The sequence below is a fragment of the Streptomyces sodiiphilus genome (assembly GCF_039529215.1).
GTDB classification, from domain to species: Bacteria; Actinomycetota; Actinomycetes; order Streptomycetales; family Streptomycetaceae; genus Streptomyces; species Streptomyces sodiiphilus.
Genome location: NZ_BAAAMJ010000002.1, coordinates 58,884 through 83,482 on the forward strand (window position 1 = coordinate 58,884; position 24,599 = coordinate 83,482).

A 24,599-nucleotide genomic window follows, 5' to 3' on the forward strand; every position below is an offset into this window, starting at 1 on the left:
GATGGCTGAGCGAGCGCTTAGTTCCGGCCGCCGCCGTCCTCTCCGTCACCGAAGACCACCAGGGCCCTCCCGCCGCGGCCGGCGAGCATGGCCTCGAACGCCTCCGGGATGTCCTCCAGTCCGATGTGGCCGGTCACCAGCGCGGACAGGTCCAGGCGCCCGGCACGGACGTGCTCGGCCAGCTCCGGAAGATCACGGGACGGGTCGCAGTTGCCGTACACACAGCCGGACAGCGTACGCGCCGACAGGAAGATCTCCAACGCGGAGAAACTGACCCGCTGGTCCTTGCCCCCGATACCGACGACCGTGACGCGTCCGCCGCGGCGGGTGGAACTCCAGGCGGCCCGGATGGTCTCGGCACGGCCGGCGCACTCCACGGCCACGTCCGCGCCCAGGCCGCCGGTCAGGCGCTTGACCTCCTTGCTCGTGGCCTCGGAGGCCACCACGAAGTCGGTGGCCCCGGCGGCCCGCGCCAGTTCCTCCTTCTCCTCGGAGATGTCCACGGCGACGATCTGCCCGGCACCGGCCAGCCGGGCGGACTGGAGCACCGCGAGGCCGACGCCGCCGATGCCGAGAACGGCGACGGACTCCCCCGGGCGCACCTTGGCACTGTGCCGGATCGCGCCGTAGCCGGTCAGCACCGCGCAGCCCAGCAGCGCCGCGTCGGTGAGCGGGACTCCCTCCGGCAGCGGCAGGACCGCCCGCTCGGGCACCACGGTCTCCTCGGCGAACGCCGCCGCGGTGAGCGCCGGGTAGAGTTCCTGCCCTTCTTCGGTGCGGGCGTAGGGAGTGGTGGTGGCCGCGTTGGCGTTCGCGCACAGCCAGGGCTCCTCCAGCCGGCAGAAGGGGCAGTCCCCGCATGCCGGCGCCCAGTTGAGGACCACCTTCTGGCCCGGCCGCACGCCGGTCACACCCTCGCCTACGGACACGACGGTGCCCGCGCCCTCGTGGCCGAGCACCGCCGGCACGGGGGCGAGCAGCGTGCCGTTGCTCAGGGAGAGGTCGGAGTGGCACACCCCGGCGGCCGCGAGCCTGACCCGGACCTGCCCCGGGCCGGGGTCGGGCAGCTCGATGCGGGTGAGCCGCAGCGGCTCCCCCACAGCGGTCAGGACCGCGGCGCGAACGCTGCGAGCGGGGCGGATGTCGGACCGGGAACCGTCGGTTGCCTGCATGCCGTCAACATACTAAGCAGTCGGCCAGGTGTCAGCAGCCCGGACATCACCGTGGCTCAGCTCACGAGGACAAGCACGGCGCCCTGCGTCCGCGCCACCCGCCCAAACCGGCTCAGCCGCCGGCGGGCTCCACCGGCCACGCGCCCTCGATGACATCCGCGAGGTAGCCGTGCAGCATGATCCGGGTCTCCTCGATCAGCTCCGGGTCGCCGGCCGGATCGGTGCGGAAGGCGAGGCCGACCAGGGCGTCGGCGGCGCGCACGGCGGCCAGGCAGGCGACGGCCAGCCGGGGCTGCCCGGGATCCAGGCCCAGACGGTCGGCCAGCAGTTCCCGCAGCCGCGCGGCCACCTCGCGGTCGGCGCTGCCCGAGGCGCTGGTCTCCGGCGTCCCGAAGTCGATCAGGGTGAAACCGGGCACCGAGCGCTTCATCGCGACGTACTCGCCCAGCACCGCGTCCAGGACCGCCGCGCCGTCGGGGGCGGGAAGGTCGCGCAGCCGGCCGGCCACCCGGCCGGTGTAGGCGTCCAGGTTGCGGTGCGCCAGCGCCTCGGCCATGGCCTGCTTGCCGGCGAAGAACCGGTAGACCGATCCGATGGGCACCTCGGCCCGGTCGGCCACGGCGCGGGTGGTCAGCGCGTCGTACCCGGCCTCGTCCAGCAGCGCGGCGCAGGCGTCCAGGATCCGTTCCAGCCGGTCGGCGCTGCGCTGCTGGACGGGGATCCGGCGCAGGGAAGGGGCATGCACCCCACCATCCTCTCCCCTCACGCGGCGAACAGCAGGCCCAGCCCGCCCAGGGTGTAGCAGACCATCAGGATCAGCAGCGGGACCTGGCCTGCCACCGCCCGCTCCGGGGGCATCAGGCGCACCGCGCGGTCGTGAGCCGCCACCACCCCGACCACGTGCCCCGCGATGACCGCCAGTACCTGCACGGCGGCCACCGTTCCGGGGTCCACCGGCAGCACGGCAGCGCCCGGGAGCCCGTCGGTCACGCCCAGGACGTGCGCGACGAGCAGGAAGGTGCGCGGGCCCTCGGCCAGCAGCAGGGTGAGGTAGTGGGCGATGAGGTAGCCGACGGCGATGGGTATCAGGGTGTGCGCGTAGCGGGCCGAGGCGCAGACCGCGAAGAGCGCGGCGACAAGGGCGATCGTGGTCAGCAGCCCGAGAGTGCGGGTGAGCGTGGGGTCCAGCGGGCCGGACTGCACCAGCCGCACCCACTGCGGGAGGGTGGTGAAGCCGTCGTAGCCGGTGCTGCCCAGCAGGACGCAGACCGTGGCCGTCAGGCCGGGCAGGGCGGGCACGGCGTCCAGGCCGTGGAACGGCAGGCGCAGCACCAGCCGGCCGTCCCGGCGGCGGCCCAGCGGGGCGAGGGAGCCGATCAGCCCGGAGTAGACGGTGAAGGGGTCGCAGCGGTCGAACCAGGCCGTGCCGTACCGGGCCGCGCCGGCGAGCTGGACGGCGCTGTAGCCGAGCATGAAGGCGGCGACGGTGGCGGGGGCGGCGGGCTGCGGGGAGGCCAGTTCGGTCCAGGCGAACGCCAGCAGTCCGGCGGCGGCCGGCCAGTGCCCCAGCCGGGCCGGCAGCTCGCGGGCGCCGGCCGCCGGGTCGCGGCCCCGCAGGCGGCAGCCCAGCGCGTGCAGGGTGCGCAGCGGGTCGACGAGGCGCCAGACGGGGCCCAGGAGCAGACAGAGCGGGACGAGTCCCGTCCACAGCACGGCGTAGAGCAGCCCGGGTGCGGGATTGCGGGCGGGGTCGGGGTTTCCGGCCAGCGCCACCGCCAGCGTGAACAGGAAGGCCCCGAGCCCGGCGGCGCGCAGCAGCCGCCGGGTGACCGGGGCGTCGGCGGCCCGCTGCACCGCGTGCGGGACCGGCTTCCCTGCCCGGTCGCCGCGGAACCTGGAGCGCGACCACAGCAGGCCCAGTGCCAGGAAGGAGATCAGCAGTGCCGCGAAGGCGCCGGCGAAGGCGTAGAACGCCGGCACCGGGAGGTCGTGGCGGCCGCCCAGGCCATGAGCGAGGGATATCACCGCACTTCGAGCTGGGTGAGGACGAGTCCGGCGCCGTGGGTCTCCACCTCGAACAGCCCGGTGCGGTCGGCGGTGAAGGAGAGGGTGGCGGGCTCGTCCGGGCGCAGTTCCAGCAGCCGGTCGTATCCGTGGACGTGGAGTTCGTCGGCGCTGTCGCTGGTGACGGTGAGGGTGATCCGGTCGCCCCGGCGGACCTCGGCGCGTCCGGGCGGCGGGTCCACCGTGCCTTCGGTGACGGTGATGGACAGCGCGACCTCCCCGGCGGTGCCGGGTGGCCCGTCGGCTTCCTGCCCTCCCTCCCGGCAGCCGCCGGCGGCGAGGACGGCGGCGGTGAGCAGCACGGCCGGAAGGGCGTCCGCGCGGCGGCCGTTCCGGGCGCAGGGGCGGCCCCGGCGCTCCCGGCCGGTCACGCGTCCGCCTTCGCCCGGCCGGGGGCGGGACGGCCCGCGGGTTCCGGTGCGGCCTGCGGGCGGCGCGCGGCCACCGCGACGGCCCACACCACCCAGACCAGTCCGACCAGACCGCGCAGCCAGCCCGGGCTGAGGGGCAGCCAGGGGATCAGCAGCACCGACTTGTCCACCGCGTCCAGCAGGGTCACGCCGCCCAGCAGCAGGGTGACCGCGGCGAACCCGGGGTGGGTGCCGCGCAGCGCGGCTCCGGTTCCCAGCCACCACAGGCCCAGCAGGAGCAGGGCGAGCGGCACCACGACGGTGTGTGCGTAGGAGCCGGTGGCGCCCATGATCTCGAGGACCAGACCGGCCACGCCCAGCGCCGCCGCGACGGTGGCCGGCACGCTGCTTCTCAGATGGCGCCACCACAGGACTCCGCCGACCAGGGCGAGGACCACCGCGACGGCCAGGGCGAGCTGCATCTCGACCCGCTCGATGCCGCGGGCCCCGTACCAGTCGCAGCCGCCGGGGACGGTGGCGGAGCCGATGTCGTACTCGGCGCAGACCAGCTGGTGTGCCATCTTGGCCGGCTCGCCGACCAGCCGGTGCGAGCCTCCGGAGACCACGCCGGCCTGCTCGCCGCACTCGGGCAGCACCGGCGGGTTGCTGGGGGCGGCGTCGGACTGCCAGCAGTTGTCCTTGCCCTGGCCGTCCCACCAGACGTCGAGCTTGTTGGGCCGTGATTCGCCCGTCTCGCTCTTCCCGAGGACGTTGCCGGCGTAGCGGTTGCGGTGGGAGGTGTCGGCCTGCTTGCCCAGGGCGTTCTCCCCGCGGACGAAGGCGGGCGCGGAGGTGAGGTAGAACCCGGTCCGCTGGTGGCCGTAGACATGGTTGTCGCGGAAGAGGTTCCAGTTTCCTCCGGCGGTGATGATGCCGGTGCCCGGTGGCATGGACACCGCCGGGCACACGACGCCGTCCTCGTAGCCTCGGTCGGCGACCGGCAGCGCGCAGGTGCCGTCCTTCACATACCGGTAGTAGTTCTGGTTGTTGGTGTGGATCAGGTTGTTCTCGAAGAGGGCGTGGTTCTGCGGCAGGCCGGGGTGGTCGGGGAAGACGCTGTCCATCGAGGCGCCGGCCTGGTTGTGGTGGAACTCGTTGCCGTGCACCCATACCGAGTTACCGGCCGTTCCCGAGTAGCCCACCATGTTGTGGTGGGACCGGCAGCCGGTGATCTCGATGGCGTACCGGTCGACGTCGTAGGAATCGACGCCGGCGTTGATGTCGGAGGCGCTGCCGGGGTAGATCCCGGAGTCGCCGTTCCCGTACGCCTCGCAGTCGGTGTAGAGGCCGTGGTCGCTGGCGAAGGTGAGGAACCCGTACTCCTCGTTCCACCGCCCCACCAGGCGGTCGATGACGAAGCCGTCGGTGGCGAGCACGTACACGGCGTTGAAGAGGGTGCGCTGGGCGGTGAAGTTCGCCAGGTAGACGCCGTTCGCCAGGTCGGCCCGCAGGGCGTTGAGCCGGGTGTAGCCGGCGTCGAGGACGACGTCCTCCGGGCTCGCCCCGGTGCCCTCGATCTGCAGGCCCTCGATGCCGAGGACCGCGACCAGGTTCTGGTTGTGCGGGCACTGCAGATGCTGTTCGAAGGTCATGATCTGGTAGTCGGTCACCCCGAACCGCGACCACGGGGCGTCCAGCGCCGCGCACTCGCCGGACGGTTCGGCGCGTGAGGGCTCCTCCTCGTACACGCCCGGGAGCATGGCGATGGAGGTGCCCGGTTCCTCGACGGCGTCGACGGCTTCCTGGAGGTGCCGGTAGCCCTCCCGCAGGCAGCGGTCGAACAGTTCGAGGTTGCGTTCGCGCAGTTCCTCGGGGAAGTCCGCGATGCGCTCGGCGAAATCGTCCGGGTCGGTCTTGCAGACCAGCAGGTCCGGCTCCCCCTCCCGGTACTCGGGGACGCTGCCGCTGCCGTCGGGGAACTCCAGCTCCCGCTCCTCGTGGGCGAGGGCGGTGCCGGCGCCCAGCAGCACGGCGGCCAGGGCGGGGACGATCAGGGCGGGGACGAGCTTCCGGAGGCTCCGCATGAGCCGAAAGAGTAGAGCCTTGTTCATCTTTTGGGACCCCCTCCGACCGCGCCGATCCCTACCGGTGAGGAACGTTGACGCACATCCCCTAGATTCCTATGGTCATATGCAGGAATATTGGAGCGGCGGGAGCTGTCATGAGCGATGCGCAGGCCTTGAGCTATCTGTCCGGTTTCGGGAACGAGCACAGCAGCGAGGCCGTCCCCGGCGCGCTGCCCATCGGGCGGAACTCACCGCAGCGCGCCCCCCTCGGCCTGTACGCCGAGCAGCTGAGCGGCAACGCCTTCACCGAGCCGCGCGCCCACAACCGCCGGTCCTGGCTCTACCGCATCCGGCCCTCCGCCGCGCATCCCCCGTTCGCCCGGACCGGCAACGGCTCTCTGCGCAGCGCACCGTTCGAGGAAACCGTGCCCGACCCCAACCGGCTGCGGTGGGACCCGCTGCCGAAGCCTCCGGCGGGGACGGACTTCGTCTCCGGCCTGTGGACGCTGGGCGGCAACGGGGACGTACGGCAGCGCGCGGGCATCGCCATCCATCTGTACGCCGCCGACACCTCGATGACCGACCGGGTGTTCAGCGACTCGGACGGCGAGCTGCTGATCGTCCCGCAGAGCGGCGCGCTGCTGCTGCACACCGAGTTCGGGCGGCTGCGCGCCGAACCCGGACACATGGCACTGATCCCGCGGGGCGTGCGCTTCTCGGTGGAGCTGCCCGCCGGGCCGGCCCGCGGCTATGTGTGCGAGAACTACGGACGGCCCTTCGTACTCCCCGATCTGGGACCCATCGGCGCCAATGGACTGGCCAACCCCCGCGACTTCGAGGCACCGGTGGCCGCCTGGCAGGACGCGGAGGGCCCGGTGGAGGTCGTGAACAAGTACTGCGGGAACCTGTGGGCCGCCGTCTACGACCACTCCCCCCTCGACGTGGTGGCCTGGCACGGAAACCTGGTGCCCTACCGCTACGACCTGCGCCGCTTCAATGTGATCGGCACGATCAGCTACGACCACCCGGATCCGTCGATCTTCACCGTGCTGACCTCGCCGTCGGACACCCCCGGACTGGCCAACGCCGACTTCGTGGTCTTCGCCCCGCGCTGGCTGGTCGGCGAGGACACGTTCCGGCCGCCCTACTTCCACCGCAATGTGATGAGCGAGTACATGGGGCTCATCGAGGGGGCCTACGACGCGAAGGCCGAGGGGTTCGTGCCCGGTGGGGGGTCACTGCACAACATGATGTCGGCCCACGGGCCGGACCGGGAGACCTTCGACCGTGCCAGCGCCGCGGAGCTGGCGCCCCAGCGGGTGGACAACGGTCTCGCCTTCATGTTCGAGACCCGCTGGCCGGTAACCGCCACCGAACAAGCGATCAGCGGTGAACACCTGCAGCGCGGGTACGACGAGGTGTGGCAGGGTCTGGAGCGGCACTTCTCATAACCTCGTACCATCATCCTCCCGGAGCGCCCGCCGTGACCGTATTCGCACCCGATTCACTCGCGCTGAACCGGAAGCTGCCACTGTGGTACCAGGTCTCCCAGTCGCTGCGGGCCTCGATCCTGGGGCGGGCCCCTGAGGCTCCGCTGCGCCTGCCGACCGAGGAGCAGCTCGCCGGCCACTACGGCGTGAGCGTGCTGACCATGCGGCAGGCGCTCAAGGAACTGGAGAACGAGGGGCTCATCAGCCGCCACCGGCGCCGCGGCACCTTCATCGAACCCGATGCCCGCCCGGCGGCCCCGGTGCGGCTGCTCGGTACGGTCGACGCCATCGTGGCCCAGCAGTCCGGTGAACGCACCACCCTGCTGGGACATGGGCCCGTGCCGGTCCCCACCGAGCTGGTGCCGTACTTCCCCGGCGTCTCGGAGGTCATCAGCTTCCGCCGGCTGCGCTGCGACCGGGAAAGCGGCGAGCCGGCGAACTGGGCGGAGAACCTCCTTCACCCCCAGGTCGCGGGCCGTATCGACCCGGCCGACCTGGAACGGTGGCCGATGACCAAGGTGCTGCGGGACGTGGCGGGGGTCTCCGTCAGCCGGATCGCCAACACCGTCCAGGCCCGGCTGGCCGACCCGCAGACCGCCCAGCTGCTCGACGTGCCGCTGCTCAGCCCCATCCTGCACTGCACCGGCGTTGCCTACGACGAGAAGGACCAGGCCGTGGATGTGGTACGCATCCACTACCGGGGTGACCGGTTCTCCTTCTCGGTGACGGTCGACGCCGCACCCGAGTGAGCGATACCGGCCGGCGGCCGGATGACGTCAGCCGCGCCCGCCGAACAGGGTCCGGCGCAGCCGGCGCAGGGGGGCGAGCAGCAGAACCTTCGCCCCGCGGCTGGTCCGCACCGACTCCTCGTCGCGCCGGGTCAGCTCACGCATCAGCGTGAACGCCTCTTCCGTGTCGCGCTGAGGCACGGGAGGACCGGAGAGCACGCTCAGGTGACGGTCCAGGCGCGAGCTGCCGGCACCGCTCCCGCAATCGATGGCAGGCACCCGCGGCCTGCTGCGCGCTGTTATCTGATCCATGACTCTCCCACCCGTACGAGGGCACCCGGTCCGGGCAGGACAACCCTAACGCGCCCCGAGGACGTGCGGGTATCCCGGTCCCGTAATTCACCTTGCCCGCCAACGGTGTTGACGACACCGAGGTGGGCCGGAGCCCGCCACGGCGCACCGGCGCACGCAGGTGGCACGGCACCCCCGCCGGCAGGGCGGAAGACGATCTTCTCAGACACCCGGGAGCTCCCGCAGACGGACCGAGAGGCAGGTCACACACCCCTCCAGCTTCTCGAACTCGCCGATGTCCACGGGAACGGGCGTGTAGCCCAGGTCCGCGTACAGCTCGGCGGTCCTCGGAGCACTCGCCGCCAGCAGCACGGCGTTTCCGCCCAGCAGCACCACATGGGCACCGCTCTCCTCGGGAACCGGAAGGAACCGGGGGTAGAGGCCACTGTCGCCGACCGTCGCCCGGTGGCCGACCACCGTGCCGTCGGGCAGAGCGGTCACCGCGGACTTCAGATGCAGCACCCGGTCGAGCGGCACCGGGACCACGGTGGCACCCAGCGGACCGAAGACCGCGCGCAGCTGCCGGATTCCCTCGGAATTCGTCCGCCCGCTGCGGCCGACGTAGACGGTGTCGCCGACCTTCAGGACGTCCCCGCCGTCCAGGGTGCCCGGTTCCCGGACGCGGGCCACCGCGCAGCCCAATGCGGCGACCGTTTCCTCCACAGCCTCGGTCTCCGGACGCCGGGAGGCCGCGCCGGGGCGGGTGATCAGCGCGACGTTGCGGTGGACGACGACGGTGTCCTCGACGAACACGGCGTCGGGGCAGTCGTCGGCCGAGGGCACCTCGCGGATCTCCCAGCCGTGCAGTTCCAGCGCCGCGACATAGCCCTGCCACTGCCGCAGCGCCGCAGCCGGATCCACCGAGGAGCGTTCGATGTGCGTGACAAGACCCTCGGCGAGACGAGGGCCGGGGCGGCGGACAAGGGCGGTGGGACGAGAACCGGTCATCCGGGCACCCTAGCCGCCCTCCCGGAGGGGCGCCGCCGGGTCCGGCTGCCGGGCGGGGACGGATGTAAACGATTGCATCACTGCTCACAGGCTGCCTCAGGGGATCCGTGCCGTCCCGCTCCGAAACTGTCCTGATCACGACAGTGCCGGCCGGTCCCACCCGGATCGTCCGGTGAAAACGATTGCGGCCGGTGCCGTCCCGGCAGTACGTTGCTGCGGCCCGAGGGGAGGGACCGTCGCCGATGAGAGCCAGCATCACCGATGTCGCCGGCCGGGCCGGCGTCTCCACCGCCACCGTCTCCAGAGCCCTGCGAGGGCTGCCGCACGTGTCGGAGGCGACCCGGGAACGGGTCCTGCGCGCGGCGGAGGAGCTCTCCTACTCGGTGTCCCCGCACGCCGCCGGGCTCGCCTCGGGACGGACCGGCACCGTGGGCGTCGTGCTGCCGTTCGTCAACCGCTGGTTCTACGGCCAGGTGCTGGCCGGAATCGACGCGGTCCTGCGCGCCCACGACCTCGACCTGCTGCTGCACAACCTGGGTGACGCACGCGTGCACCGGCGGTTCTTCACCCGCATGCCGCTGCGGCGCAGGGTGGACGGCCTGATCGTCCTGAACCTGCCGCTGTCCGCGCCGGAGACCGAGGCGCTGGCGTCGATGGGAGTACCGGTCACCGTGCTCGGCAGCCGGATTCCGGGGTTCGGCGGCGTGTGCATCGACAACCGGGCGGGCGCCGCCACCGCCGTCCGGCACCTGATCAACCTCGGCCACCGGCGGATAGGAATGATCACCGGGGCACCCGACGATCCCCGGGGGTTCGCCACCCCCATCGCCCGGCGGGAGGCCTACCGCGCGACACTCACCGAGGCGGGCATCGTCCCCGACTCCGAGCTGGAGGCCCGGGGACACGCCGGTATCGAGGAGGGTGCCGCCGCCATGGCGCGCCTGCTGAGCCTGCCCGACCCGCCCACCGCGGTGTTCGCCGAATCCGACCAGATGGCCTTCGGCGCGCTGCGCACCCTGCGCCGGATGGGCCTGCGGGCACCGGCGGACGTGTCCGTGATCGGCTTCGACGACCACGAGACGTCCGAGCTGCTGGACCTGACCACCATCGGGCAGCCGGTCGCCCGGCAGGGCGAACTCCTCGCCCGCCAGATCATCGGCGCGCTGGCCGGAAGGGGGGAGGAACCGGGCCACACCGTGGTGCCCACCCGGCTGGTGATCCGGGGCACCACCGGTCCGGTGCGCACCGCCCGCCCCTCCTCCCGGCGCCCTCCCGAAGCCCTGACGCCCCCCTGAGGCGCCCCGACGACCGCTGACGACTTTCCCCCGACTTTCCCCCGACGAGCAGGTGAGTTCCCGTGCCGCACTCCGACCCCCACCGCACCCCCACCGCCGCTCCGTGGTGGCGCACCGCCGTCATCTACCAGATCTACATCCGCAGCTTCGCCGACGGCAACGGCGACGGCATGGGCGACATCGCCGGGCTGCGCAGCCGCCTGCCCTACCTCGCCGAGCTCGGCGCCGACGCCGTGTGGATCAACCCCTGGTATCCCTCGCCCATGGCGGACGGCGGCTACGACGTGGCCGACTACCGCGGCATCGACCCGTCCTTCGGGACCGTCACCGAGGCCGAGGAGATGATCGCCGAGGCCCACGCGCTCGGCATCCGGGTCGTCCTCGATCTCGTCCCGAACCACACCTCCCACGAGCATCCGTGGTTCACCGAGGCGCTCACCGCGCCGCCCGGGTCGGCCGCCCGGGAGCGTTACATCTTCCGGGACGGCCGCGGACCGGACGGCTCCCGGCCGCCGAACGACTGGCGCAGCCGCTTCGGCGGGCGTGCCTGGACCCGGACCACGAACGCGGACGGCTCCCCGGGCCAGTGGTACCTCCACCTGTTCGCCCCCGAGCAGCCCGACCTGAACTGGGCCTGCCAGGAAGTGCGGGAGGAGTTCGAGTCGATCCTGAGGTTCTGGCTCGACCGCGGGGTGGACGGGTTCCGCATCGATGTCGCCCACGGCCTGGACAAGCATCCGGACCTGCCGGATATCGGCCTCCCGGAGGAGGCGGTCTTCGGCCCGGACCCGCGTACCGCGGACCACCCGCACTGGGACCGGGACGGTGTCCACGGCATCTACCGTTCCTGGCGCGCCATCGCCGACGGCTACGCCGGCGACCGGCTCTTCGTCGCCGAGGCCCACGTCCGCGACGAACGGCTGGCCGGCTACCTGCGCCCGGACGAACTTCACACGGCGTTCAACTTCTCCTATCTGCGCTCGCCCTGGGAGCCGGCGGCGCTCCGCGAGGTCATCGACAGCAGTCTCGGCGCGCTCGACCCGCTCGGCGTGCCCTCCACCTGGGTGCTGTCCAACCACGACGTGCCCCGGCACGTCACCCGCTACGGCCGGAGCGACACCGCGGTCGGCTCCGACGAGACCGTGACCCCCACCACCGACCTGGCGCTGGGCACCCGGCGGGCCCGGGCCGCGGCGCTGCTGATGCTGGCGCTCCCGGGCAGCGCCTACCTGTACCAGGGCGAGGAGCTGGGCCTGTGGGAGGTGGAGGACCTGCCCGAGGAACTGTTGCAGGACCCGAAGTGGGAACGCTCGGGCCACACCGTGCGCGGCCGGGACGGCTGCCGCGTCCCGCTGCCGTGGTCCGGCAGCGCCCCGCCCTTCGGCTTCGGTCCGCCGGGCAGCGCGCCCTGGCTGCCGCAGCCGGCGGCCTGGCGCGAGCTCACCGCACAGGCCCAGTCCGGAGCGCCCGGCTCGATGCTGGAGCTCTACCGGGCGGCCCTGCGACTGCGCCGCGAGCAGCCGGGGTTCGCCGGCCGGCCGCTGCGGTGGCTCGACGCGCCGAAAGGGGCCCTGGTCTTCGGGCGTGGACCGAATCTGCGGTGCGCGGTGAACTTCTCGTCCACCCCGCTGCCGCTGCCCGCGGACTGCGGCGTGCTGCTGGCCAGTGACCGCATCGAGGACGGGCACCTGCCCGGCGACACGGCCGTGTGGCTGTGGCGGAGCGGCCGCGGTCAGGTTCCGTCGTAGACCGCCCGGACCGCTTCCCCGGCCGCTTCCAGGGCGGCCTCCCGGTCCAGGCCGAGACGGTGGGCGCGCTGCGCGTACTCCAGTGCGGCGGCCGCCGCCTGCCGCGACGCGGCGCCGCCGGACGCCGCCACGAACGTGCCGTTGCGGCCCCGGGTCTCGATCACCCCGTCCGCCTCCAGCGTCCGGTAGGCCTTGGCGACGGTGTTGGCCGCCAGCCCGAGTTCACCGGCCAGCCCGCGCACGGTGGGCAGCCGGTACCCGGCGGGCAGGCCACCGCTGCGCGCCCGGGCGGCGATCTGGGAGCGGAGCTGTTCGTAGGGCGGGGTCGCCGCCCCCGGGTCGATGGTGAAAGTCACGCCGGTGATTGTGCCCCACTCCCCCGCCGCCCGCCGCCCGCAGACCGGTGGCGGGCGGCGGAGGTGTCAGCGGGGGGAAAAGGTCTGGAAGGCGGTGTGCCGCGGGAGGCGGAAGACCTCCCGTCCGGCCACCGCGTTGAGGATCACCGCGCTGCGGTAGGCGCCGATGCCGAGGTCGGGGGAGGCGACCCCGTGCGTGTGCTGCTCGGCGTTCTGCACGAACAGCCCTCCGGTGACCTCGGGGACGGTGCGGACGCGGTGCCCGGGCGTGACGTCGTAGCGGCCCTTCTCGTCCCACCGCACAAGAGTGTCGAGCGGGGCGATGCACTCCGGGCGGCGGGGGGCGTAGCCGGTGGCCGCGATGACGGCACCGGTCTCGTGCGTGGCCTCGGTACCGGTGTCGGCGTGCGACAGGGTGAGCCGGACCCCGTCCCCGGTCTTCTCCGCGGCGCGGACGGCGGTGGCCGGGAGCAGCCGGACCGGCGGCCGGTCGCCGTCGAGCAGGTGGTCGTACAACTCGTCGTGGATGAGGTCGATGGTCTCGGTGCTGATGCCCTTGTGCAACTGCCACTGGGAGGCGGCCAGCCGGTCCCGCACCTCCGGGGCCAGGCCGTGGAAGTACGTCATGTACTCCGGGGTGGTGTACTCCAGCACCAGCTTCGAGTAGTCCATGGGGGCGAAGCCCCAGGAGCGGGTGAGCCAGGTGACCGCCCAGCCGGTGTCGCGCTGGCGCCGCATCAGATCGAGGAAGACCTCGGCCCCGGACTGGCCCGAGCCGACGACGGTGATGTCCCGCACGCCGTCGCCGATCAGGCCGTCGACGCGGTGCAGGTGCTCGGCGGAGTGGATGACCCGCTCGCCGGCATCGCGCAGCGCGGGCGGCAGGACGGGCTCGCTGCCGACACCCAGGACGACGTTGCGGGCCAGCCGGGTGCGCTCCGCGCCGCTCGTGGTGTCCCGCAGGGTGAGCTCCCACAGTTCACGGGCGGCGTCCCACTCGACCCGCTCCACCTCGGTGCCGAAGGTGCAGCCGGGCATCCGGTGGGCGGCCCAGGCGCAGTAGTCGGCGTACTCGCGGCGCGGCATGTGGAAACGCTCGGCGATGTAGAACGGATACATCCGGTCCCGGTCGGCCAGGTAGCTCAGGAAGGACCAGCGGCTGTCGGGCCGAACGAGGGAGACCAGGTCCGCCAGGAAGCTGACCTGGAGCTTGGCCCAGTCGAACATCAGGCCGGGATGCCAGTCGTAGACGGGGCGCCGGTCCCATGCCTCGAAGGAGAAGCCACCCGCGGTGTCGGCGAGAGCGGCCAGCGACAGGTTGAACGGGCCGATGCCGACCGCGGCCAGGTCCAGCACCGGCGTCCCGTCGGCGGGAGCGGGGGCGGCGGTGTCACTCATGGGGGGTTTCCTTCCGGTCGGCCGGCTCCGCCGGCCCTGGCACTGTCGGCTGCGGGGTCCCGCTCTCCACCGCGCGGCCGGCCGCGACCACCGCGGCCAGCAGCTCGTCGATGTCCGTGGTGCGGGCCTGCGGGTTGAGCAGGGTGAGTTTCAGGCGCACCGCGCCGCCGGACTCGGTGCGGCCGATGAGCGCGGTTCCCTCGCTCAGCAGCCGTCTGCGCAGGGCGCCGTTGATGCGGTCGCAGGCTTCCGGGTCCGTGGTGGTGGCGGGCAGGTAGCGGAACACCACGGTGGTCAGGGCGGGTTCGGTGACGAGTTCCAGGCGGGTGTGGGAGCGCACCGCCGTGGCCGCGTGCCGGGCCAGGTCGTGGCAGGCCTCCAGCATGGATCCGATGCCTTCCTGACCGAGTGCCAGGAAGGTCGCGGCGACCTTGAGGACGTCGGCGCGGCGGGTGGTCTGCAGGGAGTGGCCGAGCAGTCCGTCGTAGCCGGCCTCGCCGTCGTCGTCCGGGTTGAGGTAGGCCACCCGCAGTCCGGTGGTGGCCTCCAGGCCGGCGCGGTCGCGGACCAGCAGCACACTCGCGGCGGCGGGCTGCCAGGCGGTCTTGTGCAGGTCGAGCGTGACGGTGTCGGCGGCCTCGATGCCCGCCAGCAGGGGGCGCATCCGGTCCGAGAACAGCGCTCCTCCCCCGTAGGCGGCGTCCACGTGCAGGCGCACCCCGTGTTCGCGGGTGACGGCGGCGATCCCGGGGAGGGGGTCGACGGAGCCGAAGTCGGTCGTTCCCGCCGTGGCGACCACGGCGAGGGGGAGTTCGTCCGCCGCCAGGGAGCGCAGGGCCAGGTCCAGCGCCTCCGGAGTCATCCGGTACGCGGAGTCGGCCGGGACGGGGCGCACGGCGTGTTCGCCCAGTCCGAGGACAGCACAGGCCCTCGACACGGAGAAGTGGGCGAGTTCGGAACACAGGACCACCGGCCGGACGGGCAGCCGGGTCAGCCCGTGCCCGCGCACGTCGCGGCGGTCGCGCAGCACCGTGTCACGGGCGATGAGAAGGGCCTGGAGGTTGGAGGCGGTGCCGCCGGGGGTCAGCACGCCGTCCGAGCCGGCCCCGAATCCGGTGAGACCGGCGAGTGCGCGGATGACCCGGCGTTCGAGTTCGACGGCGTAGGGCCCGCTGTCCCAGGTGTCGACCGAGGCGTTGAACACCGAGGCCAGGACATCCGCGGCCGCCGCCACCGTGAGGGAGGGCGGCTGGAGGTGCGCTGCCGCCCGCGGGTCGGCGAGGTCCACGGTGCCGGCCGCGCAGGCCCTGGCCAGGGCGTGCAGCGCGGCCCTGCCTCCCCCGGTGCGCGGCAGCGGGCCGTCGGGCAGCTGCCGGTCGACCGACCGGGCCAGCTCCTGCGGGGTGACGGCCGGCAGCGGGCCGGAGCGGCGGCGCAGCGCACCGGCCGCCTCGCGGGTCAGCTCGGTGACGAGCCGGCCGACGTCTGCGAGCCCGGCCGGGTCGGCGGCCAGCAGGTCGGGCTCCAGCAGGGTGGGTGGCGCGGGCACGGGCGGAGCGTGGCCGGGCATGCTCATGGGGGTCTGGTGTCCCTTGCGTGTGTCGTGGCCGTCGGCTGGGCGGCCGGCCGGGAGGGGAGGGCTGGGGGTGCGTCAGGCCGGAGCGGCCCGGGCACGGGCGCGCCGGCCGGTGGCCGCGGATGCGGTGCCGCTCAGAGGGGAGCGGCGGAGAACCGGAGTCGGCATGCGGGTGCCCTTCGTCGCGGCGGGGGCCGGAGACCGCCCGTCCACACAGATCAATTTAGGTTAGGCATGCCTAACCTTGTCAACTCCGTGTCCCTCTTTCCGGCACTGCCCGTCAGGCCCGTGCCCTCTCGCCGCGGCTCCCGCACCGCACGGCGACGGGGATCCTTAACCACCTGTGAGCCCGTCCCCAACCGCACCATAAGGATCGTCAGCAGGCCTTCCACCAGCGTGTTTTCCTTGACGGGCCGGGTTGGCGGTTCGTCACACAGCCTTGGCCGGGTAATCGGCCCGCTGCTCGTCGGACTGCAGACTGTCTCCAGGACCTGATCTTGGAGGTGATCGTCGGACGTCGACCGAGTGTGTTCGTGCGGCCGGTGACCATGGAGGAGGGCCGGAAGCTGCAGCGGATCAGCCGGACCGCGAAGGACCCGGTGAGACTCCGCCGGGCGATCGTGGTCCTGATGTCCGCTCAGGGCCGGACGGTCAAGAACATCACCACGCTGATGCAGGTCGGCGAGGACTACGTCCGCGACGTCATCCACGCCTTCAACGAACGAGGGCTCGACGCGCTGGACCCGGCATGGAGCGAGGGACGCCCCAAGACGATCAGTGACGAGGTGCGCGAGCACATCTGCCTGATCGCCCGGACGTCCCCCGCTGACTGGAAGATCACTGCAGTTCTCCGCCTGGAGCCTGAGCAAGCTTGCCGAGCACCTGGGCAAGCAGAAGGTGACCGCGGCCATCAGCCGGGAGACCCTGCGCCGGATCCTGCGCGCCGGCAAGGTCTCCTGGAAGACCACCACCACCTGGAACCTGGCGTTGTACGACACTCCGCCCGCCGACGGTCGAGTGATATGTGTCGACGAGTTCGGGCCGCTGAACCTGATGCCCCGCGGTCCATGAGCGGATCGGCGAGTCGGGCGCGAAGGCTGTCTTCTGCCCGGCGCGGGCATTGCGCCAGCCGACGTAGGCGGCGATGACGGCGTTCTGTTCATCGTGGCTGCGATGGTCGGTGCCGTTGAGTGCGAAGTAGCGCAGGGCTGCGAACTCGGCCTCGATCCAGTTCAGCCAGGAGCCGTACGTTGGCAGGGCGAACCCGAACTCACCCCCGTCGACTTCGACACCCTCACCGCCCCCGGCGGAACCGATCACCCCAACCTGGACGCCACCGCCCGAGCCACCGGCCACGACGGCATCCTCACCGGGACCTACCTCAACGGCCCACACTCAACGTGTGCATCCCGCCCCTCATAGTCATTGTCGACGGCAAAGGCTTCATGAAAGTCAGGCTCACCCCACCCTCACCGCGACCCCGAGCTACACCCAGCTTCGATCGGCCTGGCGCGACCAGCGAGCAATTCCCCACCACCGGATCGTGACCGTGCTCGGCCCGGAACTCGTCGATCCGGTTGAGCGCTGATCCTGGGTGACCGCGGGGGTGAGTCGGCTTCCAGCCGGCTGGGTCACCGGCGGCAGGATCGGTGCCGCACCGGACCAGAGGGGCACCGGTCAGAACTCCACGTTGGCCAGTAGCAGGGAACTGTCGGTGGCGTAGACCGAGACGGCTCCTCCAGTTCCCGGCTGGACCCAGCCCGCTCCCGGGGGCGCGAGCTCCCCCACGTCCGCGCCGCTCTGTTGCCAGAGCGAGAAGACGGTGGCAATCTGGCCGACCGCCGCCCGGTCGTCAGGCTCCAGAGCGGTGCGGATGACGACATGACGCACGACCTCGTTGCTGGAGATCGAGGTGACCTCCGCGGCAGCGGAGCGTCAGCCCTCGTCGAGGTCGGCCGCGTCGTTCATCGTATAGTCGGCGCCCGCCGCGCGCGTGCGGAGCATATCGCCCCACTGCTCCGCTTTCTTCTCGTCCGCTTCCGGTGGCGCCGACGGGATCATCGGGCGGGCCGCGGGCGGGTGGTCGGGCGTCGCGTTCAGCTGCTGGTAGATGTTGACGGCTGCCACGCCGATGCCGCCGAGCGCCAGCACACCGAGCAGGATGCCAACGGAGATGAGGACGATCCGGATACGCTTCACAGTTCCTTCGACTTTCGGAACGCGCATAGGGCGCGCATGACGGGCCCACACACGCCTGGAATTGGCAGAAATTGAGCTATTGGGGCAAGTTTCGCATCACAAGCGCATTTCGTCAGTCTTGTGGCGGTATGCCAACCGGCAGGACTTCTTCATCATCCCCTGCGACGGACACCACTCGCGCGATGTTGCCAGATCCATGCTGCTGGCCATCCAGTACGAATTGGGCATGGCGGACGGCACGGCCAACGGTGTCTTCGGGCCCGGTACGCAGGCCGGTCCGCGGCAGAACACCGTCCATCTCGGCTCCAGGGGTACCTGGCCGCTCCTGTTCAGCGCTGCGATGGTTCTCGACCAGCGTCCCGATGTCACCTTCTCAAGTGTCTTCGACAACACCATGTCGAGCGCCGTCTCGCAGTTCCAGAGCTTCTGCCGCCTCCCTGTATCCGGCATCGGCGACTACCAGACCTGGGCCTCGCTGCCGGTTTCCACCGGGGATGCCACCCGCCGCGGAACGGCGTGCGACGGCGCCACGAAGATTACTCAGGCGAGGGCCGACACCCTGAAGGCTGAGGGATACCGCTACATCGGGCGCTACCTGACGAACCCCAGCGTCGCCGGCCTGCCCGAGATGGCGATCCAGCCTGGCGAGTTGGCCACCATCGCCGAGAACGGACTCCGGGTCTTGCCGATCTACCAGACGTATGGCAACGGAGCGCAGTACTTCAGCTACGAGCAGGGGAAGGCCGCCGCGCTGGCAGCCGTCAACCTCGACTGTTCAGCGGAATTGGGTGAGCTGACGCCCTGGCAGTAGAAAGGTGCCCGTGACCTGCAAGGATGTGATTGCTGAAGTCATATCCGGTACAGAAGTCAGGACACCTTTCCGGTGCGCAACGTTACCGCGTGGGACCACGGCCTGCGGGTCGGGGCCGACGGCAAGGGCATCGTCGGCCACAGCGGAGCCGTGCTCCTGCGTCGTCTGGCGGACCGAAGCGGGCTGATCACCGCGCTGACCAGGGTGTTCCCGGCGGGCGGGAGCGGATGGCGCGACCGCGCCGCAGTGTTCGTCCACCTCGCGATATCGATCGCGCTCGGCGCCCGCAGCGTGCTCGAGGCCGAGCAACTCGCGCTCCACCAGCAGCGGGTGTTCGGCCCGTCCGCCTCGGCCTCCACGATCCGCCGGCTGCTGGCCGGCCTCGACGACACCACGTTGGCCGCTGTGGCCCGCGCCCACGCGAGGGTCCGCCGGATCGTCTGGACCTGGCTGGCCCCGCGGCCGGAGGGCTTTCCCTGGCTGACCGTCGCCGGGAAACGCCTCCATGGCTGGGTGATCGTCGACATCGACGCCACGATCATCACCGCCGCCTCCAAGAAAGAGGGCGCCTCGGCCACGTTCAAGCGCACGTTCGGCTTCCATCCGCTGGCCGCGTGGTACGCAAACACGCAGGAGTGCCTGGCCATGCTGCTGCGGACCGGCAGCGCCGGATCGAACACCGCCGCGGACCACATCAGCATCCTCGACCAGGCCCTGCAGCAGATCCCCGGTTCTTCCAGCGCGAAGATCCTCATCCGCCTCGACGGGGCCGGCGCCACCCACGGCCTGCACGAACACATGGAGAAGCTGACCACCACCCGACGCCGGGTCCGTTTCACCACCGGCTGGACCATCACCCCCGCCGACGAGACCGCCATCGCCGAACTCCCCGAATCTGTTTGGGAGTCCAGCCTGAAGCAGGACGGCGAACCGCACGACGGCGATCACAGCGGCCTCGCGGAGCTGACCGGCCTCAACAAGCGGGAAGGCTGGCTGAAGGGCATGCGCCTGATAGCCCGCCGGGTCCGCCCGTCGGGCCGGCACACCGAGAACCTCACCGACCTCGAGAAGAAGACCGGCTGGAAGTACTCGATCATCGCCACCAACATCACGAAGTTCTGGGGCGTCCCAGGCTCCCACCAGACGGCAATGGCTTGATGCCCTGCACCGTCATCACGCCGTCGTGGAGGACCGGGTCCGCACGAACAAGGCGATGGGCCTGCACAACCTGCCCGCCAAGTCGTGGACTTCGAACCGCGGTTGGATGCTCGCGGCGAACGTCGCGGCCGACCTCGACGCCTGGCTCCGCCTCCTCGCCCTGCACGACCAAGAGGACCTGGCCGACGCCGAGCCCCAGACCATGCGGATGCGGATCTACCACCAGGCCGGCCGCCTCGCCCGACATGCCCGCGTCCGGCACCTCCGCCTCGACGCGTCGTGGCCCTGGTCGGCCGCCTTCGCCCTCGCCTGGAACCGGCTCGCCGGCCTACAGCCCACTTGACCCGCACAGAACCGCCCCGACAAGGACCAGAAAGGAGAGCACCCGCAGTCCCCGGGCCCGTGGAACCCGGCGCAGCCCGCGGCGACACGCGACGGTCCCGTCCGCCCACCGGCGGAACAAACGGGGCGAACTCACCACCTCGCCTCGCAGTGATCACCGCTGACGAATCGAGGCCAACGCCTCTCACGACTACGGGTTCAAGTACGGCACGCGCATCTTCTTCGCCGTCGACTTCGACGCACTCGACTACCAGGTGACGGAGGGGATAATTCCGCACTTCGCGGCATCCGGGACGGCATGGCCGTCTTCGGAAGCCCTTACGAAGTGGGTGTCTACGGCCTCGCAACGTGTGCACGCGGGTTGGTGACGCCGAGCTCTCCACTGCCAGTTTCGTCTCCGACATGTCCGCCGGGTTCTCGGGGAACTACGGTTATTCCCTTCCGCGGGACTGGGCCTACGACCAGATCGCAACGATCAGCGTCGGCTCTGGGGACGGGTACATCAACATCGACAACAACATCGCCTCCGGTCGCGATGTCGGACAGGGGAGCTTCAACCCCCCGCGCATCGGACTGCCGGACACCTACTTCGACGGCGCCTACTATCTCAGTCTCCAGCACGACGTGGGCGCGTACATGGAGTCGATCGGCTTCCCGGAATCCTCGCTCAACAGGATCTATTCCCATAGTGAGTGCCTTGAGTCGATCATGGCAGAGGGCCGGCTGATGACGGAGATCTCCCACCGCTACCAGATGCGCAAGGCGCTCATCCAGACCTCCGCCTACTGGGAGATGTGCCACTATGACCTGATGGATCTCACTGTTGATGCCGCTGTGGTCTACTGCCACACCGCAACCGGCGGCAGCACCATCACCCCCGTGCGTGACTCCAGTGCAGGGGTCGCTCAGATCAGCGGCACGGTCGGCATCATTGCTTGGAACCACTGCATCAACAATGCCCTTGCCGAAGGACCGATCCTCGACCCAGACGTTGACAGTGACCTGTGGGTCATGTGGCACCAGCTCAACCAGAACAACGACTTCAGTATCGCGACGGTCCCGCTGATCCATATGTGGGGGGCCGACGGCAAGCCGGGCGGCGTCAACCCGCCGGGCGGAGAGACGATCATCCGCCGCCCGCGACTGGACTACACCGACCGGGAGATATTCGAGGTCCTGCGACGCTCCCAGGGGTGGGGAAACGAAGCGGAGGAACACGCGCAGAAGCGTATGGCGCTTTACCAGATCTTCGAGCGGTGCAACAGCATCATCCGGGGTGCGTGACTCCGAATGTCAGCGGATCGTTTCGCGACGCATAGTCCGGCCGTACTGCTGGGGCTCATCCTCGCCGGGCCAGTCGCCGTCGCTGTCTGCGCGGTGTTCCTCTGCTCCTCCTGGGCCCAGCGAGGGGGACCGCCAAAGACGGCTGACGCCCGGTGGAGGGACCTGGCCGTCCTGTGCGGAGCCGGATCCGTCGCCTGCTACACCTGGGGCGTCATCCAACTGGTCTTCACCACTGGCGACTCCGCCTTCAACGCCTGCATGGAGGTCGTGGGACGTGACCGCATGACAGCCGTCGACGGCTACGAGGGCCAGTACATCCCGCTTCGCCTGGTGTGTTCCATGAGCGACGGCACCAGCTACACCGCCGGCGTACCCGGCTATGTCAATCCGGTGGTCGCGGTCCTGGCGTTGGCGGCAGTGATGTCCGCCGGCCTAGCGCTCGGAAACCGACAGACGAAGACCGCAGGATGGCCCATCCACCTCAGGAGGAAGAAATGAGGATGGCCAGGGAGTATCCCGGCGAAAGGTTCTGCAGTATTCCGCGGGCATCGTCGGAGCTGTGGGTATCAGCTCACTCGTGATCCCGGACGCCTTCACGGCAGGCGTCCGCCAACCTGCACCGGCCTCGGGCAACAACTTCGACTACGAGGCGTTCAGGGAACACTTCGACCAGAGAAACGGCGAGGGCCGAAGAGACCGCCAGACGTGTACTGGCGGGAGGCGACAGTCCCAACAGCTGACCGATGGAGAAGGTCGTCGACGACGGCGGGTCCGTCTGGACCCGCCCGGTCACAGGGGCTCCGCTCGAAGGAGTCGCTGTGCGCACCGGAGACGTGGAGGCCATCCTCGTCCACGTGATCCGACGTTTCCACAACGAGATCGAGGAGCTGCGGGACGGAGACGTGGTCGGCTGGCGCAGCCCCGCGGCCGTCCGCAAAGGGCTGCCGGAGAGTAACCAGGCATCAGGAACAGCAGTGCAGATCCGCCCCGGCCACTACCCGCCCGGCCTGAAGGGCGGCTGCCACCCGCAGCAGCAGACTGTCGTCCGGGACATCCTCGCGGAGCTCGACGGCCTCGTGCGCTGGGGCGGAGACGACCGCCGCCCGGACGAGTCACTGTTCTACCTCGACGTGCCGCCCGGAGACGAGTGCCTCGGCCGCGTCGCGGCCCGTCTCCGAGAATGGGGTGAAGAGCCGGATCACGGCGCGGGCTCGGCCGTGGACGTGCTCGACCCCGCACGCCGCGCCTCAGCGAAGGGACTGGAACGCAAGCAGCGGGCCTCCTGACGGCAACGGCCGAAGGTCTCGCTCTCAGCCGCCCCAGGGTGGTGGTGTCCAGGATGAGCAGCACCCGGTTCACACGCAGGTCCTCCAGACAGCCGCGCAGCCGCCGCCGGTCGTGGTGACCACCTACCGGCCTGAGGCCGGGCCGGGCCGGGCCGCCAGCGGAGTACGCCATCATCCGCGTAGGTTTCGGCAGCAGAGCCCTTGATGGACCGCCCCAGACGGTCGCGGGCGCACGTCGTGCGCCCAGTAAGACCCAGCCGGCGAGGTGAGACTGGAGCGGTGTCGGCCTCCCACGGTCGCCGGGCATTCCAGTGTCAGGCGGAGCCGAAGCCCTTGTGGCCAAGGGTGTCGGCTATCCACCGGTCGGTCTCCCGGACGATGGCGTCTGTGTGGATGCGGGCGTACCGCAGTCCGGTGGGGGCGGCCGGGTCGACCTTGCCCTTGGTGATCTTCGCCGCGGCGGTCGCGGCCCGGCCCAGGGCCGCGACAAGACGCCGGTCGGCCGGGGAGTCACCAGCCGCCAGGTCGGGCACTGGGACACCGGTCGTATCCTCCACGTAGGTGTGGAGGTCGTCGTAGAAGGTGTTGTTCACGGCGTAGGGGTCCTTCGGGTTGCTATTGGCTCTGGAGAACGGCGCCTACGTCATCGACTCCGAGGTTCCCAGGCGGACCCGGCCGCCACCTGATCTACAGCGTCTGGCAGCGCTCCGACTCCCCGGAAGCCTTCTACACCTGCTCCGACGTCGTCTTCGACGGCTCCGCGGCCACCCCTCGGTCCACGGACACGACTCAGGACGGCCAGGCGGACTCAGGCCCGGCCGAGCACTCCGGGCATGCCGAGCCGGGGCACTCCGGACACGGGAACGCGCGGTGACACCGAAGCACCGGAGCCCGCCGATGCCGGCGAAGCCCCGGGCGACGCGGACGCCGGGGAGACCGGGCAGGCCGGGGAGAACGGGGCGACGGGCGGTCCGGTCCCGCAGGGCGGAACGGCGCAGGAGGCCCGCCTCGCCGCGACCGGCTCGGACAGCGGTCTCGCGCCGGCGGCCCTGGCCGGAGCCGGCGCCCTGGCCGCCGGAGCCGTGGTGCTGTTCGCCACCCGCCGCCGTGCCGCCGGACGCCACCGCGCCTGACCGCCTCCACGCCCCCGCACGCCCCCCACGAGTCCCCCCGCACCCGGTGCCGCCGCCTTCTTCCCCCCACCTCAGGGAGGCGGCGGCACCGCCTCGTCCGCCGGCGGCGCCGGTAGGCTCGGTTCACGGCAACCGGGCAGAACACTCTTGGAAGGGGCGGGAGTTGAGCGGGAGTGAGCTGGTGGAGATCACCTCCGAGGAGGAACTGCGGGAGGTGGCCGGTGAGCCCGCCCCCCACGCCCGGGACAAGGTGCGCGACCGGCTGCACCCGCTGGACCGCGAATGGCTGGCCCGTTCCCCCCTGTGCCTGGTCGCCACCGCGGGAGCGGACGGCTCGTGCGACGTCTCGCCGAAGGGCGACCCGGCGGGTTTCGCACTCGTGCTGGACGACCGCACGATCGCGCTGCCGGAACGGCCGGGCAACAAGCGGATGGACGGGTTCCGCAACATCCTGGCCAATCCCCAGGTGGGGCTGATCTTCCTGCTGCCCGGCCGGGGGGACACCCTGCGTGTCAACGGACGGGCCCGGATCGTGCGCGAGGCCCCCTTCTTCGACCGGATGACCGTCCGGGGCCACCGTCCGCGGCTGGCGCTGCAGGTGGAGGTCGAGGAGGTCTTCCACCACTGCTCGAAGGCCTTCCTGCGGTCGGGGACCTGGGACCCGGACAGCTGGCGGCCCTCGGCCCTGCCCTCGCGCGCCCGGATCTCCAAGGCACTGGAGCGGCCCGGGGACCCGCTGGAGGTCCTGGAGCAGCACTACGGTCCCGCCTACGCCCGTCGCCTGTACGAGTGACGCCGGTCCGGCTCCCCCGGGCAGCCGGCCCGGCGGGGACGCGGACGACGC

The 24,599-nt window shown here is 71.3% G+C and carries 27 protein-coding genes and 2 pseudogenes; 15 read left to right on the plus strand and 14 right to left on the minus strand.

From position 1 onward, the window contains the following. Positions 1-17: 17 nt before the first annotated feature. From ABD299_RS00985 to ABD299_RS01005, 5 genes are all read right to left on the minus strand, one after another. Complete coding sequence (locus tag ABD299_RS00985; RefSeq protein ID WP_344257985.1) at positions 18-1,172, minus strand: Zn-dependent alcohol dehydrogenase; 1,155 nt, start codon at positions 1,170-1,172, stop codon at positions 18-20. Between the two features lie 112 nt (positions 1,173-1,284). Continuing rightward, positions 1,285-1,917: a TetR/AcrR family transcriptional regulator gene (locus ABD299_RS00990; protein ID WP_344257986.1), complete on the minus strand. Its 633-nt coding sequence runs from the start codon at positions 1,915-1,917 to the stop codon at positions 1,285-1,287. 17 nt (positions 1,918-1,934) lie between these two features. Then, complete coding sequence (locus tag ABD299_RS00995; protein WP_425581226.1) at positions 1,935-3,194, minus strand: hypothetical protein; 1,260 nt, start codon at positions 3,192-3,194, stop codon at positions 1,935-1,937. Then, positions 3,194-3,607, minus strand: a complete 414-nt coding sequence (locus ABD299_RS01000) for a cupredoxin domain-containing protein (protein WP_344257989.1) — start codon at positions 3,605-3,607, stop codon at positions 3,194-3,196. The genes ABD299_RS00995 and ABD299_RS01000 overlap by 1 nt, the downstream gene beginning before the upstream one ends. Further along, the gene (locus tag ABD299_RS01005; RefSeq protein WP_344257991.1) at positions 3,604-5,670 is read right to left on the minus strand and encodes a right-handed parallel beta-helix repeat-containing protein; all 2,067 of its coding nucleotides are present in this window, start codon (positions 5,668-5,670) and stop codon (positions 3,604-3,606) included. Before ABD299_RS01005 ends, ABD299_RS01000 begins: the two co-directional genes overlap by 4 nt. A gap of 137 nt (positions 5,671-5,807) precedes the next feature. On the opposite strand from ABD299_RS01005, the gene hmgA reads away from it, so the two are divergent. Together hmgA and ABD299_RS01015 are read left to right on the plus strand one after the other, a co-directional pair. Next, a complete protein-coding gene (gene hmgA, locus ABD299_RS01010; RefSeq protein ID WP_344257993.1) occupies positions 5,808-7,103 on the plus strand; it encodes a homogentisate 1,2-dioxygenase in 1,296 nt (431 codons plus the stop codon). A gap of 32 nt (positions 7,104-7,135) precedes the next feature. Further along, complete coding sequence (locus tag ABD299_RS01015; RefSeq protein ID WP_344257994.1) at positions 7,136-7,891, plus strand: GntR family transcriptional regulator; 756 nt, start codon at positions 7,136-7,138, stop codon at positions 7,889-7,891. Positions 7,892-7,918: 27 nt separating this feature from the next. On the opposite strand, the gene ABD299_RS01020 is transcribed toward ABD299_RS01015, so the two are convergent. Both ABD299_RS01020 and ddaH read right to left on the minus strand, forming a co-directional pair. Then, positions 7,919-8,182: a hypothetical protein gene (locus ABD299_RS01020; protein ID WP_344257995.1), complete on the minus strand. Its 264-nt coding sequence runs from the start codon at positions 8,180-8,182 to the stop codon at positions 7,919-7,921. A 201-nt stretch (positions 8,183-8,383) separates the two neighbouring features. Continuing rightward, a complete protein-coding gene (ddaH, locus tag ABD299_RS01025; protein WP_344257996.1) occupies positions 8,384-9,169 on the minus strand; it encodes a dimethylargininase in 786 nt (261 codons plus the stop codon). 242 nt (positions 9,170-9,411) lie between these two features. Here ddaH and ABD299_RS01030 point away from each other — a divergent pair, with 242 nt between their 5' ends. Both ABD299_RS01030 and ABD299_RS01035 read left to right on the plus strand, forming a co-directional pair. Further along, complete coding sequence (locus tag ABD299_RS01030; RefSeq protein WP_344257997.1) at positions 9,412-10,464, plus strand: LacI family DNA-binding transcriptional regulator; 1,053 nt, start codon at positions 9,412-9,414, stop codon at positions 10,462-10,464. 62 nt (positions 10,465-10,526) lie between these two features. After that, the gene (locus ABD299_RS01035) at positions 10,527-12,212 is read left to right on the plus strand and encodes a glycoside hydrolase family 13 protein (RefSeq protein ID WP_344257998.1); all 1,686 of its coding nucleotides are present in this window, start codon (positions 10,527-10,529) and stop codon (positions 12,210-12,212) included. Here the strand turns inward: ABD299_RS01035 and ABD299_RS01040 are convergent. The 3 genes from ABD299_RS01040 to ABD299_RS01050 are packed head-to-tail and all read right to left on the minus strand — an operon-like array spanning position 12,197 to position 15,515. Continuing rightward, the gene (locus ABD299_RS01040) at positions 12,197-12,577 is read right to left on the minus strand and encodes a GntR family transcriptional regulator (RefSeq protein WP_344258071.1); all 381 of its coding nucleotides are present in this window, start codon (positions 12,575-12,577) and stop codon (positions 12,197-12,199) included. The genes ABD299_RS01035 and ABD299_RS01040 overlap by 16 nt on opposite strands. Before the next feature lie 57 nt (positions 12,578-12,634). Further along, positions 12,635-13,966 (minus strand): lysine N(6)-hydroxylase/L-ornithine N(5)-oxygenase family protein, encoded by a 1,332-nt coding sequence (locus ABD299_RS01045; RefSeq protein ID WP_344258000.1) that lies wholly within the window; start codon positions 13,964-13,966, stop codon positions 12,635-12,637. Further along, positions 13,959-15,515 carry a pyridoxal phosphate-dependent decarboxylase family protein gene (locus ABD299_RS01050; RefSeq protein ID WP_344258001.1) on the minus strand — a complete coding sequence of 519 codons (1,557 nt, stop codon included), beginning with the start codon at positions 15,513-15,515 and terminating at the stop codon, positions 13,959-13,961. The genes ABD299_RS01045 and ABD299_RS01050 overlap by 8 nt, the downstream gene beginning before the upstream one ends. A gap of 575 nt (positions 15,516-16,090) precedes the next feature. Here ABD299_RS01050 and ABD299_RS25090 point away from each other — a divergent pair. Beyond that, positions 16,091-16,336, plus strand: a pseudogene (locus ABD299_RS25090) (helix-turn-helix domain-containing protein); the annotation flags it as partial. A gap of 43 nt (positions 16,337-16,379) precedes the next feature. Here ABD299_RS25090 and ABD299_RS01055 read toward each other — a convergent pair. From ABD299_RS01055 to ABD299_RS01065, 3 genes are all read right to left on the minus strand, one after another. Beyond that, positions 16,380-16,898, minus strand: a complete 519-nt coding sequence (locus tag ABD299_RS01055; RefSeq protein ID WP_344258084.1) for a hypothetical protein — start codon at positions 16,896-16,898, stop codon at positions 16,380-16,382. A gap of 321 nt (positions 16,899-17,219) precedes the next feature. Beyond that, positions 17,220-17,432 (minus strand): hypothetical protein, encoded by a 213-nt coding sequence (locus tag ABD299_RS01060; protein WP_344258003.1) that lies wholly within the window; start codon positions 17,430-17,432, stop codon positions 17,220-17,222. Positions 17,433-17,477: 45 nt separating this feature from the next. Then, complete coding sequence (locus ABD299_RS01065; protein ID WP_344258004.1) at positions 17,478-17,741, minus strand: hypothetical protein; 264 nt, start codon at positions 17,739-17,741, stop codon at positions 17,478-17,480. A gap of 124 nt (positions 17,742-17,865) precedes the next feature. On the opposite strand from ABD299_RS01065, the pseudogene ABD299_RS01070 reads away from it, so the two are divergent. From ABD299_RS01070 to ABD299_RS01100, 7 genes and pseudogenes are all read left to right on the plus strand, one after another. Continuing rightward, positions 17,866-18,507, plus strand: a pseudogene (locus ABD299_RS01070) (glycoside hydrolase domain-containing protein); the annotation flags it as partial. 117 nt (positions 18,508-18,624) lie between these two features. Then, the gene (locus ABD299_RS01075) at positions 18,625-19,710 is read left to right on the plus strand and encodes a transposase (protein WP_344258005.1); all 1,086 of its coding nucleotides are present in this window, start codon (positions 18,625-18,627) and stop codon (positions 19,708-19,710) included. A 25-nt stretch (positions 19,711-19,735) separates the two neighbouring features. After that, the gene (locus ABD299_RS01080; RefSeq protein ID WP_344258006.1) at positions 19,736-20,053 is read left to right on the plus strand and encodes a transposase; all 318 of its coding nucleotides are present in this window, start codon (positions 19,736-19,738) and stop codon (positions 20,051-20,053) included. A gap of 214 nt (positions 20,054-20,267) precedes the next feature. Next, positions 20,268-20,420, plus strand: a complete 153-nt coding sequence (locus ABD299_RS01085) for a hypothetical protein (protein ID WP_344258072.1) — start codon at positions 20,268-20,270, stop codon at positions 20,418-20,420. 34 nt (positions 20,421-20,454) lie between these two features. Beyond that, positions 20,455-21,336, plus strand: a complete 882-nt coding sequence (locus ABD299_RS01090; RefSeq protein ID WP_344258007.1) for a hypothetical protein — start codon at positions 20,455-20,457, stop codon at positions 21,334-21,336. Between the two features lie 6 nt (positions 21,337-21,342). Then, a complete protein-coding gene (locus tag ABD299_RS01095) occupies positions 21,343-21,834 on the plus strand; it encodes a hypothetical protein (RefSeq protein WP_344258009.1) in 492 nt (163 codons plus the stop codon). Between the two features lie 320 nt (positions 21,835-22,154). Further along, positions 22,155-22,622: a hypothetical protein gene (locus ABD299_RS01100; protein ID WP_344258011.1), complete on the plus strand. Its 468-nt coding sequence runs from the start codon at positions 22,155-22,157 to the stop codon at positions 22,620-22,622. A gap of 314 nt (positions 22,623-22,936) precedes the next feature. Here the strand turns inward: ABD299_RS01100 and ABD299_RS01105 are convergent, their stop codons facing one another. Next, on the minus strand, positions 22,937-23,215 hold the full coding sequence (locus ABD299_RS01105; RefSeq protein WP_344258012.1) for a hypothetical protein: 279 nt from the start codon (positions 23,213-23,215) through the stop codon (positions 22,937-22,939). Between ABD299_RS01105 and ABD299_RS25095 the strand changes: the two genes are divergently transcribed. From ABD299_RS25095 to ABD299_RS01120, 3 genes are all read left to right on the plus strand, one after another. After that, positions 23,155-23,496, plus strand: a complete 342-nt coding sequence (locus ABD299_RS25095; RefSeq protein ID WP_425581227.1) for a lytic polysaccharide monooxygenase — start codon at positions 23,155-23,157, stop codon at positions 23,494-23,496. The two genes, ABD299_RS01105 and ABD299_RS25095, sit on opposite strands and share 61 nt — an antisense overlap. Then, complete coding sequence (locus ABD299_RS01115; RefSeq protein WP_344258013.1) at positions 23,456-23,755, plus strand: LPXTG cell wall anchor domain-containing protein; 300 nt, start codon at positions 23,456-23,458, stop codon at positions 23,753-23,755. Before ABD299_RS25095 ends, ABD299_RS01115 begins: the two co-directional genes overlap by 41 nt. Before the next feature lie 163 nt (positions 23,756-23,918). Then, positions 23,919-24,548, plus strand: a complete 630-nt coding sequence (locus ABD299_RS01120) for a pyridoxamine 5'-phosphate oxidase family protein (protein ID WP_344258016.1) — start codon at positions 23,919-23,921, stop codon at positions 24,546-24,548. The last annotated feature ends 51 nt before the right edge of the window (positions 24,549-24,599 follow it).